This window comes from Maricaulis sp., from assembly GCF_034670125.1.
GTDB lineage: Bacteria > Pseudomonadota > Alphaproteobacteria > Caulobacterales > Maricaulaceae > Maricaulis.
The window spans coordinates 259,397-271,561 of record NZ_JAXMOC010000002.1; the positions used below are offsets into that span (position 1 = coordinate 259,397).

Below are 12,165 nucleotides of genomic sequence, written 5' to 3' on the forward strand. Positions count from 1 at the left end.
TGTGCTGATACCGCTTGCAATCAGACCCGTTTCGCCGCGGCCGCGCGCATCACCTGTTCCATTCCGTCCAGAAACGCCGAGCGGTCTTTCGGGCCGAAGGGTTTGGCACCGCTGGTCACTGCTCCGGTTTCGCGCAAATCGGTCATCAAATTGCGGGTCGCAAGGGAAGCGCCGATATTGTCCTGGGTCCAGAGTTTGCCGCGTGGATCGATGCCGATACCGCCAGCCTTGATGCACCGGTCCGCGAGCGGGATGTCGGCGGTCACGAAGACGTCCCCGGCGCCGATGTTTTCGGCGATCCAGTCATCCGCCGCGTCCAATCGTCCTTCGACGATGACCAATCGCGCCCATTGCGAGTTCGGCCGCCGCAGCCCACCATCACAGACGAACAACATCTCCGTCTGGTGCCGCTCACCGACGCGGATGATCTCGTCCTTCACCGGGCAGGCATCGGCATCGACATAGATGGTCATCGGATCAAAGCTCACTAACCAGGGCCAGCATGGCATCCAGATTGGCGGCGCCCAGCTTGCGGCACCGCTCCGGCGACCAGCCGAATTCCGGGTCCGGCAGGTCGGCATTGTCCTTGAACGGCATTTCAAGCGTCATCGCCAGGCACTTGAATTCATTGGCGAGATAATTGGTACAGACCGACAGGTTGGCGGTGCCCGGCGCGTCGACATCATAGCCGTGTTCGGTCTGGAAATCCGGGCTGGCGAGGCAGAGCGCGTCCTTGTAGCCGTCCAGCAGGGCCTGGCCGCGCTCATCGAAATTGGGCGCGCCTTCGCCGCCGGCAATGAAGTTGTAGGGCAGGGCCTCGTCGCCATGAACGTCCAGCGCCAGATCGATCCCGGTTTCGCGCATGCGGTTCAGGACATGGAAGACCTCTGGCGAATTCTCCGCCGACGCCTTGTCCCATTCGCGGTTCAGATTGACGCCCTTGGCATTGGTGCGCAGATGCCCGCGCCTGGAGCCGTCCGGATTCATGTTGGGAACGATGTGGAAAACGGCTTGTTCGCGCAGCTTGCGGGCCACCGGATCATCATCATCGAGCAGGCGGCCGAGAAAGCCTTCCATCCACCACTCCGCCATGGTCTCGCCGGGGTGCTGGCGAGCGGTGACCCAGATCGTTCGGGTGGCGCTGTCCTGCTCACCGACGGTGAGAAGGTCCATGGTCTGCCCGTCCAGAGTCTCGCCGAGCACCTCCAGCTCCACCGCATGGTGAAGCTGGGCCCAGGCGATGAGGTCCTGGTGGCGCTCCATCGAGAACGGCGCGAAATAGGCAAACCAGACCGTGTCGGCCTCGGGCATGTGGTGAATGGTGAGCGTGCCGTCGGCATATTCCGTGTCGACCCGGAACCAGGTCTCGCGATCATAGGAGGCGCAGGCCTGATAACCCGGCCAGCCCTCAAGATAGGCGGCCCCGCCGGCGTTTTCGATGGCCATGGACAGTTGTTCGCCCATCGCACCGGTGACCCTGAAATGGAACCACTGATAGAAGTCGGAACCATTATCCTTGCGGATTTCCAGCCGGATCCGGCCCGGGTCGGCGGCGTCGAGGACCTCGATATTGCCACTGTCAAAGGCGTCGGTGATGTGCAGGCCCATGGTTTGCTCCGCTGTTCTCGCAAAAGGGTGACTCGCTTGTCAGGGTGATAGACCATATCGCTCGGTCAATCGACGGCGCGTCTGCGCCCTATCCGGGAGATGACAGGATGATGGTCTGGATTTCACGGGCGGTCCGGTTCGGATTGCCGCTTTTCGTTGCGGCGATCTTTCTGGACTCGTTGCGCTACAAGTTCACCGACGCTCCGGAGACACAGGAAATCTTCGGTCGGCTCGACAGCTGGGCGGCCGGGCTCGGGGCGGCGGGCCTCTTCGATCATGGCGGTCTCTTCAGTCAATACGTTATCGGATCGGCAGAACTCCTTGCTTCTACATTGCTATTGATTGGATTTATACCGGCTCTGTCGCGTTTGCAGATCGTCGGGAGCGGACTGGGCGTCGCGATCATGAGTGGCGCCATCAGCTTCCATCTCTTCACCCCTTTGGGGATTGATCCCAATTCGGACGGCGGTGGACTGTTTGTGGCGGCATGCCTGGTCTGGCTGTCCTGTGTGGCGATGCTGGTAATCAAGCGTCAGGAGGCGCTTGCCTTGGCCTGCGGCCTGTTTCGCGCCATCGTCCCGAACAGGCGATAGGCCAGAAGCAGCGCCAGGATGCCACCATGGACCCAGGGGCCGAGTTGCTGGCCCTTGACCATGTAGCCATGGTGCAGGACGGCGAGAACCGCGAGCGGGTAAACAAGGCGGTGCAGCCCTTGCCAGCGCCGCGCTCCCAACCAGCGCTGCATCCGGTTGAACGATGTCAGGGCAAGCGGGATCAACAGGATGAACGCGCTCATGCCGAGCGTGATGTAAATCCGTTCCGCCACATCCCGCCATAATCCGGCGAGCGCGCCGGTGACGCTCATCCCGGCAGCCAGGAGAAGGTCGAGCCCGAGATAGGCGAGGATGTGCAACAGGGCATACCAGAACGCCGCCAGGCCGATGCGCCGCCGGATCATCATGACCGGGGCCCACCGCGTCAGGTCCCGAACCGGCGTCACCGCCAGCGAGACAAGCAGGATGCGGATTGCGGTATCACCGAGAAATCGATGGGTTGTCTCAATCGGGTTGAAGCCGAGTCCATGGGCCTGACCGGTCAGCAGCAGTCCCCATTGCCAGCCGAGCCACAGGCCCGGCAGGGCCAGAAGCCAGAAGGCAATTGGCTTCAAGAGATGACGGCTGAACGTCCTGAGGACCGGATTGCGTGCCATGATTTTGTCGCGTCCGCGGGCCTAGTGGTTTTCGATCAGGTCCATGCCGGCATACATGTGCGCGACCTGTTCGCCATACCCATTGAACATCTCGGTGTCGCGCCGGGCAAAGACATTGCCGCCAATGACCCGTTCGGATCGTTGGCTCCAACGCGGATGGGCCCGGTCCGGATTGACGTTCGAGTAGAAGCCGTATTCGCGCGGCGCGGACCGGTTCCAGCTGGTTACCGGTTGCTCGCTGACGAAGCGGATCCTGGATATCGACTTGATCGACTTGTAACCGTACTTCCAAGGCACAACGAGCCGCACCGGCGCGCCGTTCTGGTTTGGCAGGACCTCGCCATAGAGACCGACTGCGAGGAAGGCGAGCTCGTTCATGGCTTCATCCATGCGCAGCCCTTCCACATACGGCCAGTCAAGGACAGGGAAGCGGGTGCCGCGCATCTCGTCGCGGTCCAGATGGGTTTCAAACTGGACATAACGCGCATCAGTGGATGGCTGGAAGGCCGACAGCACGGTGGAAAGCGGCACGCCGATCCAGGGAATGACCATCGACCAAGCCTCGACGCAGCGCAGGCGGTAGATGCGTTCCTCCAGGCTGGTAAAATCAACCACATCCTCGAGGGCGAAACGCCCGGTCCGGCCTGCCAGCCCTTCAATGTCGATTGACCAGGGGTCTGTGGTCAGGGCGGAGGCGTAACGAGCCGGGTCATCCTTGCCGATCCCGAACTCATAGAAGTTGTTGTAGCCTGTCACCGCCGGGAAGGGGGTCTGGTCATCCATGACTGAGTAATCGGTCGGGCTGAAATCGAGAGAGCCGTTTACCGGGCGTTGTCGGCTCCCTGCCTGCTGGCCTGCGAGCGCGTTCGACTGGGCGTCACAACCGGTCAGTCCGGCCAGGGCCATCGCGCCGCCACCGGCCATGATGGCCCGGCGGTCCAGGTAGAGCCCCTTCGGGGTTATGTCGGCTTCCCGGCTCTGCCAGGGACGGTGCTTTCGACTGAACATGGGTCGGTATCCGTGTCTGCTGTTTTTACGAAACTAGGGCATTTTCCGTGATCGTCTGCCCCTTCAACGGTTTCGTGATGATTGCGGGTGAGCATGTTATCGTGAGTGCGACTGCCGAGGAGGATTTCATGCTGCGTACGCTCCTGTCCTGCCTGCCGGTTTTAATGCCCGCCCTGAGCCTTGCCACGCCACCGGCATTCGCGGATGGGCCCATCCAGTGGCACAGCGAGAATCTCCAGATACTCAAAGGGGTCGACTATGCGCTCGGCCCCGAGGAGCGCACGATAATCACCTTCGAACATGCCCATGCGTCCACGGTCGGGGATCTCTTTGTCTTCACCGATGTCACGTTTGAACCGGATGGGGCTATCCAGGTCTATGGTGAAATCACCCCACGCCTGTCCCTGTCGCGGCTGACCGGTCGCGACTGGCAGGCCGGTCCGGTCAGCGATGTTCTGCTGGCCGCCAATTACGAGCGCGGGGAGGGCGGCGTCGAGCGTTACCTCGCCGGCGCGGCAATCGATCTCGATCTCGAGGGTTTCCGTTTTTTCCGGGTCCATGCTTTCCTGCGCGATGATCCGCGGCGCTCCGGGACAACGGGGCAACTTTCGATCGCCTGGAATCGCCCCTTCGAACTGGGTGGGGAGGCCCTCCTGTTCGAAGGATTTGCCGATCTTGCCGGGGCCGAGGGGCCCGGCGTCGCAAATCAGTTATTGGTTCCCCGATTGTTGTGGGATATAGGCGCGCACCACGGTGCTTCAGGCCGCGTCTTTCTGGGCCTTGAATGGCAGTACTGGCACAACAAGTTCGGCGTGGACGGCGTCACGGAATCCGTTCCCCAACTGCAATTGAAATGGGTGCTTCACTAGGGGGCGCCCGGCATCCAGATCACAGAGGTTTTCCTTGCCCAGCCAACCCGGTCGTTCCTCCCTCAATGTCCGCAATGCCACGCTCGAGGACATCCCGCGCATCATCGCGCTGGTCGGCAAGGTCTATCCCTCGATGGACACCTATTCGGTGGCCATGCTGCAGGGCCAGATCTCGATCTTTTCGGATGGTCAGGTCTTGGTCGAGTATGACGGCGAGATCGTCGGCTATGCGGCCAGTTTCATCATCGATGGTGACACGGCGCTGAAACCGCACACCTGGGACTCAATCACCGGCGGCGGATATGCCTCGCGTCACAATCCCAAGGGTGAATGGCTGTACGGCATGGAGGTCTGTGTCGATCCCGAGCGCCGCCGCCTTCGGATCGGGCAGCGCCTCTATGACGCCCGCAAGGAACTGGCGGAACGCTATGAGCTGGAAGGGATTGTCTTTGGCGGGCGGATGCCGAACTGGCAGCGCAAACGCAAGCAATTCCCCACCGCCAAGGCCTATCTCGACGCCGTAATGGCCCAGGAAGTCGCAGACCCTGTGATCCGCTTCCAGTCCCGGATGGGGTTTGAGCCGATCGGCGTGCTCAAGGGCTATCTGCCGTCAGACTCGGCCTCGCGTGGCTGGGCCAGCCACATGGTCTGGCGCAACCCCTATGCAGTGGAACAAAAGCTCAGCGCCAATGCCCCGCCCGGCCAGAAGGACATCGTCCGCGTCGCAACGGTCCAGTTCCAGCAGCGCCGGGTCGAGAGCTTTGACGAATTCATCAGCAATATCGAATACTTCGTCGATGTGACGTCGGATTATCGCTGCGACTTCGTGGTCTTCCCGGAGCTGTTCACCCTGCAGCTTCTCGCGCTTGAGGAAACCCGCCTGACGCCGGCGCAGTCGATTGAACGGCTGACCGAGTATACGCCGCACTTCGTCGAGAAAATGCGCGAGCTGGCGATCAGCTACAACATCAACATCATCGGCGGCTCCCATCCCACACGCACCGATGATGGCGACATCCAGAATGTCGCTTATGTCTTCCTGCGGGACGGCTCGGTCCACGCCCAGGAAAAAATCCACCCGACCCCGTCCGAGCGGCACTGGTGGAATATTCTCGGCGGCGACGAGATCATCACCATCCCGACCGATTGCGGGCCGATTGGCGTGTTGATCTGTTATGACAGCGAATTCCCGGAGCTGGCGCGCAAGCTGGTCGATGCCGGCGCCAAGCTGCTCTTCGTTCCCTTCTGCACGGACAACCGCCAGGGCTATCTGCGGGTCCGCTATTGCGCGCAGGCCCGGGCGATCGAAAACCAGTGCTATGTCGTGATGTCCGGCAATGTCGGAAATCTGCCCGGCGTGGAAAACATGGACATCCAGTATGCCCAGTCCTGCATTCTTACCCCGTGTGACTTCCGCTTTGCCCGCGACGGAATTGCTGCGGAGTGTACCGAGAACGTCGAAACCGTGGCCATTGCCGATCTCGATCTGACCGATCTCGACTGGGCCCGCCAGGAGGGCACGGTCCGCAATCTGCGCGACCGTCGCTTTGACCTCTACAAGGTTGATTGGAAGGGGTAATGCCGGTCTCCATCCGCGAGGCGGGGCGGCAAGATCTTGACCGGATCGACCGGATCGAGGCGGAGAGCTTCGACGCGGATCGATTTGCGCGTCGAAACCTGTCCCGGATGCTCGCGGGTGGTCGAACCCGGTTTCTGCTGGCCGAGGCGGCCGAGGGGCTGGGTGGGTATATCGCCGTGAGTTTCCGGAACGGCAGCCATATCGCACGGATTTACTCCCTCGCTGTTGCCCCGGGTGCCCGCCGTCAGGGTGTCGCGGAGGCCTTGCTCGATGCCGCCGGCGCGTTCGCTGCCAAGCGCAACTGCCGCGCGCTCCGACTGGAAGTTCGCGCCTCGAACCGGCCCGCTGTGAAACTTTATGAAGGGCGCGGATTTCGCTTGCATGACAAGCGAATTGCCTATTACGAGGATGGCGAAACGGCCTTGGTTCTGGAGGCCTCTGTCGAGGGGTTTTCCAGGACCGTCATACCAGAGCAGGACACCCCGTGAGCGACTGGCTCATCCTCATTGAATTTCCCAATGATCTCGCCCAGCACGAGACCCCGCACAAGGTCCTGCGCATTCGCGACTATCTCGCCAATCCGGGCCTGTTTACCCAGCGGCGACCAAATATTCTCAACCTGGCCCGCTCCTATGGCTACCAGACCCAAGGCTATTATGCCTCGCTCCTGGCCGAAGCCCGGGGACACCGGATCGCGCCGAGTGCCCAGACGATGGTGGAGCTGTCGCGCAAGACGCTCTACGCACAGGCGCTGCCCGAACTGAATGCGGCACTGGCCCGTGCGCACTCTGACGGGGCGTCCTTGCCGGCCTCCATGACCGTCGCGTTCGGACGTGTCGATCAGACCGGGTTGGGCCGCTTCGGAAAACTGTTGTTTGACTGGTTCCGTGTCCCGGTGCTGGAAGTCACCCTGTCAAAGTCCGGCCTGACCATTGACCGGATTCGCGCCCTGGCCCCCAATGCGTTGAAGGGCGAGGCGAGAGCCTTTTTTCTCGATGCGATGGCCCGTCACACCGAACGCGGTTGGGCGGACCGCAAGGAGAAGGCCCCGGCACGCTGGTCACTGGCTGTCCTGACGGATCCCGCCGAAGAGATGCCGCCATCGAAACCGTCCTCGCTGAAGCGACTGGCGACCGTGGCGGCCCGGATGGGGGTCGAAGTCACACCGATCGGACCGAATGACCTCGCCAGCCTGGCCGAGTACGACGCGCTGTTCATCCGGATGACGACTGCCATCGACAATGTCAGCTACCGTTTTGCCCGCCGGGCCGAGCAAGAGGGCATGCCGGTCATCGACGACACCGCCTCGATGATCCGCTGCACCAACAAGGTGTTCCTCAAGGAATTGCTGGAACTCGGGGGCGTGCCGGCGCCGCGCACGGAAATCATCGATGAAACCCAGTCGCTGGATGGATTGATGGACCGGTTGGGCACTCCGGTGGTGCTCAAGGCCCCGGACGGTTCGTTTTCCCGTTCGGTGCACAAGGTGTCGACCGAAGCCGAGTTGCGTGATCGCGCCAGCCAGTTGTTCGACGATACGGCGCTGATCATCGCCCAGGAATATTTGCCCACCAGTTTCGACTGGCGCGTCGGTGTGCTCGATGGAGAGGCGCTGTTCGCCTGCCAATACAAGATGGCGCGTGGGCACTGGCAGATCATCAAACATCTGGAAGGCGGCAAATCCCGAGAGGGCGGATTCGCCAGCTTCGATGTGTCCGAGGCGCCTGCCGCCGTGATCGAGACCGCGCTCGCTGCCGCCCGCCTGATCGGTCGCGGATTGTACGGCATCGACCTGAAAGAAACGCCTGACGGTGTCTACGTCATCGAGATCAACGACAATCCGAATCTGGAAAGCGATGTCGAAGGCCTGGTCCTCAAGGACGGACTCTGGGAAGCCATCATCGGATGGTTTGCGCGCCGGCTTGAAGCGCGCATCAGTGCGCCGGCCACGCCAGCTGCGGTGAACGCAAGCCCAGCCGACAACCGGCGCGACGCGGTGGATTGATCAGTTGGTCGAGTCCTGGACGGCCTCGCCAGCCCGTTCGATATCCTGACCAGCCCCGCGGATGGTGTTGCAAGCGGCGAGACTGGCGCCAACAAGGGCGATAACGGCGAATGAGACGAAACGTTTCATGGCTGTACCTTTCTTGCTTGGATCCCCAGCATGCCTCACCCGCAGCGTCGCAGCAAGGCATGCCGCCCGACCGCAACTCAGCTAACAGGCGTGCAATGGGCGCTGTCAGACAAGACCGAACGGCTCTCCAAATTGGACCATCGCCCCGCACGCAGGCGGCCAATGGGTTCCGTTCGGCCACATTAATCGCACAAGGTCTCGCTCCCTTGCTGGTCCATCGGGGCGGCTCAACTCCAAGCCCCGATTATAGAACCAAAGCGTGACCACCCGCCAGGACGGTCGTGTCCACTTTTATTGGTAGAATCGGGATTAACGCGTGCCCGTCACCAATTATTCCCCAGCTGAAGCCCGAGCCCGATCAGTCACCAATCCTTGAACGGGTAGTCGTCTCCGCCAGGTGGCGGCCACGGAAAATCGGCTTCGTCGATTATCCGCGCGAAGTTTGGGGTCGCTTCCAGATCCCACATCGCGCCACACTGACAGGTGGCGGTTATCCGGATCAGATCAATATGTGACCGGGGCAAGGCATCCAATTGAGCCGCCATCCGGTTTGCCGCGTCGCGCTCCCCCAGGACCGCATGGAGCCTTAATTCAAATGGGTTGATCCCGCCTTCGCTCGGCTCGCCCATCAGGGTGCGCGCTGCGATGGCCGCCTCACGGTCACCATCGCGGGCTTCGAAAAGGGCCGTATAGAAGCCGCGAACATAATCGGGCACCTGGAGGAAATTCATGGAAGCCTCAACGTCCTCACGGCGACCGGCCTGAAACAAGGCGTTGGCGGAACTCCACATCAAGTCGGTGTCGGTGGAGTCCAGCCGCAAGCCGGCAATGGCGGCATCGTGCGCGAGGTCGTAATGCCCCGCATCATAGGCAATACTGGTGAGGACCAGCCAGTTGATCCGATTGAGCGGGTCGCATTGCGTCATGCGTTGCGCATAGGGAACAAAGTCTTCCGACCGCCCGGACAACATTGTGAGCTCCTGAAGCCAGGCAGAGTAGGGGCAACCCGTTGTCCGGCTGGCCTGTTCAATGATCGCCCGGGCACCGACCCAGCTATCATTCATGAACAGACGGTCTACATCGATCATGGCGCGACGATTGGGATCCCTTGTCGAGTTTTTCGCCAGGTCCAGCAATCGGTTATAATTGTCACGCGCCGTTGCAAGCGTGATTAGCGAGTCTTCCGTATTCTCTCTTTGGGCCTGTCCCATCTGATGGGCGTAATAATCAGCGTGTAGCTGGTGGGCAGCCGAGAATTCGGGGGCCAGGCGCGAGACTTCCTCGAAAAGTGGCAGCGCAGGCTCGAGGGCTTCAAGCGTGTTTGCCCGGTAGTGGTGTGCGCTGATACTGATCTCGACGGCGCGCTGGTACAGGATATAGGCCTCGACATCCTGCACCCCGAACTCAAGCATGCGGGCGCGCTGGTCCTCGTCGAGCACGATGTCCAACACGTCGGTGATGTTTTGCGCGATATCATCCTGGATCGCGAAAACATTCTCCATGGTTCGGTCATAGGTCTGGGACCACAGGTGGATATCGTCGGCAGCGCGGATGATCTGGGCGGTCACGCGGACCCGGTCACCGGATCGACGCACCGACCCTTCGACGATGTGGGCGACACCCAGCTGCGCCGCGATCTCCGGTGCGGACGGGATATCGTCGCCTCGATACTGGAAGGCCGATGTTCGGGAGGTCACCAGCAGATCTGGAACGGCGGCGAGGTAATTGAGGATTTCCTCGGAAAGCCCATCAGCGAAGTAGCGGTCCTCCGGGTCAGACGACATGGCCATGAAAGGCAGGACGGCAACCGAGAGGGGCGGCGGTCCCTCCGCGGCGACATTGCCCGCAATTGCGCCTGCGACCAGGTTGTCTTCGTCGGCTGAGACTGTGGCCGGCACACTTTGCGGCTCCGCAAGTCCCGCAATTTGCTCCGATCTTGCCTCCTGCGGCGTGTCCCGCGGCCACAACCAACTGGTCAACACCAGTACTGCCACCAGGCCCAATCCGGCCAGAATGGCGATGTCGAGCGTTGTGCCGGTCGCCCGGCTCAGGGACTTGTCCGGATCAACCTGCTCGGTTGGCTTCAGGCCTGCCGGGGTGAGTTCGAACGCCCAGGCGATGAAGACGGCCACCGGCAAGCCGGCCAGCAACAGGATCAGCGCCAGGCTGTCCGCCCAGCTCGGCAGTCCGGCAGCGTCGGAGATCACGGTAATGACCTGCATGACAAGCCAGCCAACGACCAGATAGGCGGCCGCGACCCGGAACACGTTACGGCGACGAAGCTCGCTCAGGAGTTGATGCATTCTGGATGTATTCCCCCTGGCTGGAGGCCTAGCACAGGTGTGCACGGTCTACGAGCAGTTTGGCAAAGACCTGCCGGGAATACACTGCCGGGGAAGCACTTTCGGGGGAGACACTGGCGGAGGGGGAGGGATTCGAACCCCCGGAACCTCGCGGTTCAACGGTTTTCAAGACCGCCGCAATCGACCACTCTGCCACCCCTCCGGTCGCTCCAATTAGACGGCTTGGCCGGTGATGCGCAACTCACCAGATGCAGCTTACGCTCCTTTCACCATTGCGGGGTAGACTTTGGATTGACCGGTTTTCGGCAATGGAGTGCTGCGGGCATGCTCATCTGGCGGTTATTCACCCTCGTGGCGGCGATCAGTCTCGTCGCGGCCTGCTCGTCCTCACCGAGCCATCTGCGGTCGTATTCCGATGGCCGGTCCGGTGGCTCCGGCTCGGGATGGTCCGCGTCAGCGGGCGGCGGAACGCGGGCGTCGGGTTCCACTGACCCATCCGGCCTGATTGCGGCCTCCAGCGCCCATCAAAAGATCGGCCGCGCCTACACGGTGGCGGGACGGACCTATCGGCCGCGGCGCGATGACCGCTATGACGAAACCGGGATTGCCTCCTGGTACGGTCCCAATTTTCACGGACGTCCGACCGCCAATGGCGAGAGGTTCGACCAGCACGCCATGACGGCGGCGCACACGACGCTGCCAATTCCCTCGATCGTGGAAGTCACAAATCTGGAAAACGGTCGCTCGGTGATCGTTCGCCTGAATGATCGCGGCCCGTTCGTTGAGGACCGTCTGATCGATCTCAGCCGCGCGGCGGCGACCGAGCTCGACTATATCGGCAGCGGCCTGGCCCGGGTGCGGGTGCGTTACCTCGGGCCGGCCCATGAAGATGGTGCTCCGCCCAATCGGGTCTACCATGCCAATGCCGACCCGGCGCCGGCGCAGCGGCCGGCCCCTGTGCAGGTGGCGGAAGCCGCGCCTGCCCATGTCGCTCCGGTGGCGGCACCGCCGGCCTTGCACTCGCAATCGGCCCCGGAACCGCTTACGCGACCCGCCGGGTCGATGTCGGGGAACACCGTCGGGTCATCCCTTGCGGTGCCCGTAACCGGTCAGTATTCGCTCCAGCTTGGCGCATTTTCCGACCCGGCCAATGCGGAAGCCTTCGTGCGCCGCCTCGACGGTGCCGGGGACATCTGGATCGAGCCTGGCCAGTCCGGGGGCGGGCCGGTCTGGCGTGTCTTTTTCGGCCGCTGGACCGATCGGACCGCGGCGCAGGCGGCGCGCGTCTCGCTGAGCGATCATGGCATCCATGACTCGCGGATCGTGGCCACTCGCTGACCGGTGCGCTGTCGCGCCCTGCCGTGATCGTGCCCGCGGCGCTGGACGCCATCGTCTTGCCGCGCTTCAATGCTGATCTCGCCTCGAAGCAGTACCGATTCCGGCCAGGGAGCGTA

12 protein-coding genes and 1 tRNA gene are annotated in these 12,165 nt (G+C 62.2%); 6 read left to right on the forward strand and 7 right to left on the reverse strand.

The window, feature by feature from the left end; translation table 11 throughout:
- Positions 1–20: 20 nt before the first annotated feature.
- Both VOI18_RS04575 and VOI18_RS04580 read right to left on the reverse strand, forming a co-directional pair.
- Positions 21–473, reverse strand: coding sequence for a YaiI/YqxD family protein (locus tag VOI18_RS04575; protein WP_323761229.1), 453 nt, complete (start codon positions 471–473; stop codon positions 21–23).
- A gap of 4 nt (positions 474–477) precedes the next feature.
- Positions 478–1,602: a M14-type cytosolic carboxypeptidase gene (locus VOI18_RS04580; protein WP_416374862.1), complete on the reverse strand. Its 1,125-nt coding sequence runs from the start codon at positions 1,600–1,602 to the stop codon at positions 478–480.
- A gap of 113 nt (positions 1,603–1,715) precedes the next feature.
- Here VOI18_RS04580 and VOI18_RS04585 point away from each other — a divergent pair, with 113 nt between their 5' ends.
- Positions 1,716–2,201, forward strand: a complete 486-nt coding sequence (locus tag VOI18_RS04585; protein WP_323761231.1) for a hypothetical protein — start codon at positions 1,716–1,718, stop codon at positions 2,199–2,201.
- On the opposite strand, the gene VOI18_RS04590 is transcribed toward VOI18_RS04585, so the two are convergent.
- Complete coding sequence (locus VOI18_RS04590; RefSeq protein WP_323761232.1) at positions 2,141–2,818, reverse strand: protein-methionine-sulfoxide reductase heme-binding subunit MsrQ; 678 nt, start codon at positions 2,816–2,818, stop codon at positions 2,141–2,143. The genes VOI18_RS04585 and VOI18_RS04590 overlap by 61 nt on opposite strands.
- Positions 2,819–2,839: 21 nt before the next feature.
- Complete coding sequence (msrP, locus tag VOI18_RS04595; protein WP_323761233.1) at positions 2,840–3,826, reverse strand: protein-methionine-sulfoxide reductase catalytic subunit MsrP; 987 nt, start codon at positions 3,824–3,826, stop codon at positions 2,840–2,842.
- Positions 3,827–3,954: 128 nt separating this feature from the next.
- Here msrP and VOI18_RS04600 point away from each other — a divergent pair, with 128 nt between their 5' ends.
- From VOI18_RS04600 to VOI18_RS04615, 4 genes are read left to right on the forward strand one after another with little or no spacing between them, the layout of a single operon-like run.
- A complete protein-coding gene (locus VOI18_RS04600; protein ID WP_323761234.1) occupies positions 3,955–4,695 on the forward strand; it encodes a hypothetical protein in 741 nt (246 codons plus the stop codon).
- Positions 4,696–4,729: 34 nt separating this feature from the next.
- Positions 4,730–6,274 carry a GNAT family N-acetyltransferase gene (locus VOI18_RS04605; protein WP_323761235.1) on the forward strand — a complete coding sequence of 515 codons (1,545 nt, stop codon included), beginning with the start codon at positions 4,730–4,732 and terminating at the stop codon, positions 6,272–6,274.
- Positions 6,274–6,762, forward strand: a complete 489-nt coding sequence (locus VOI18_RS04610) for a GNAT family N-acetyltransferase (RefSeq protein ID WP_323761236.1) — start codon at positions 6,274–6,276, stop codon at positions 6,760–6,762. The genes VOI18_RS04605 and VOI18_RS04610 overlap by 1 nt, the downstream gene beginning before the upstream one ends.
- The gene (locus VOI18_RS04615; protein WP_323761237.1) at positions 6,759–8,279 is read left to right on the forward strand and encodes a RimK family protein; all 1,521 of its coding nucleotides are present in this window, start codon (positions 6,759–6,761) and stop codon (positions 8,277–8,279) included. The genes VOI18_RS04610 and VOI18_RS04615 overlap by 4 nt, the downstream gene beginning before the upstream one ends.
- On the opposite strand, the gene VOI18_RS04620 is transcribed toward VOI18_RS04615, so the two are convergent.
- From VOI18_RS04620 to VOI18_RS04630, 3 genes are all read right to left on the reverse strand, one after another.
- Positions 8,280–8,408: an entericidin A/B family lipoprotein gene (locus VOI18_RS04620; protein WP_323761238.1), complete on the reverse strand. Its 129-nt coding sequence runs from the start codon at positions 8,406–8,408 to the stop codon at positions 8,280–8,282.
- Between the two features lie 362 nt (positions 8,409–8,770).
- Complete coding sequence (locus VOI18_RS04625; protein ID WP_323761239.1) at positions 8,771–10,711, reverse strand: hypothetical protein; 1,941 nt, start codon at positions 10,709–10,711, stop codon at positions 8,771–8,773.
- A 114-nt stretch (positions 10,712–10,825) separates the two neighbouring features.
- A tRNA-Ser gene (locus VOI18_RS04630) sits at positions 10,826–10,913 on the reverse strand.
- A 122-nt stretch (positions 10,914–11,035) separates the two neighbouring features.
- On the opposite strand from VOI18_RS04630, the gene VOI18_RS04635 reads away from it, so the two are divergent.
- Positions 11,036–12,049: a septal ring lytic transglycosylase RlpA family protein gene (locus VOI18_RS04635; RefSeq protein WP_323761240.1), complete on the forward strand. Its 1,014-nt coding sequence runs from the start codon at positions 11,036–11,038 to the stop codon at positions 12,047–12,049.
- Positions 12,050–12,165: the final 116 nt, after the last annotated feature.

Excerpts from the sequence above, each read along its gene's own strand:
- VOI18_RS04575 (WP_323761229.1), bottom strand. The coding sequence starts at position 473 with ATGACCATCTATGTCGATGCCGATGCCTGCCCGGTGAAGGACGAGATC.
- VOI18_RS04585 (WP_323761231.1), top strand. The coding sequence starts at position 1,716 with ATGATGGTCTGGATTTCACGGGCGGTCCGGTTCGGATTGCCGCTTTTC.
- VOI18_RS04590 (WP_323761232.1), bottom strand. The coding sequence starts at position 2,818 with ATGGCACGCAATCCGGTCCTCAGGACGTTCAGCCGTCATCTCTTGAAG.
- msrP (WP_323761233.1), bottom strand. The coding sequence starts at position 3,826 with ATGTTCAGTCGAAAGCACCGTCCCTGGCAGAGCCGGGAAGCCGACATA.
- VOI18_RS04600 (WP_323761234.1), top strand. The coding sequence starts at position 3,955 with ATGCTGCGTACGCTCCTGTCCTGCCTGCCGGTTTTAATGCCCGCCCTG.
- VOI18_RS04610 (WP_323761236.1), top strand. The coding sequence starts at position 6,274 with ATGCCGGTCTCCATCCGCGAGGCGGGGCGGCAAGATCTTGACCGGATC.
- VOI18_RS04620 (WP_323761238.1), bottom strand. The coding sequence starts at position 8,408 with ATGAAACGTTTCGTCTCATTCGCCGTTATCGCCCTTGTTGGCGCCAGT.
- VOI18_RS04625 (WP_323761239.1), bottom strand. The coding sequence starts at position 10,711 with ATGCATCAACTCCTGAGCGAGCTTCGTCGCCGTAACGTGTTCCGGGTC.
- VOI18_RS04635 (WP_323761240.1), top strand. The coding sequence starts at position 11,036 with ATGCTCATCTGGCGGTTATTCACCCTCGTGGCGGCGATCAGTCTCGTC.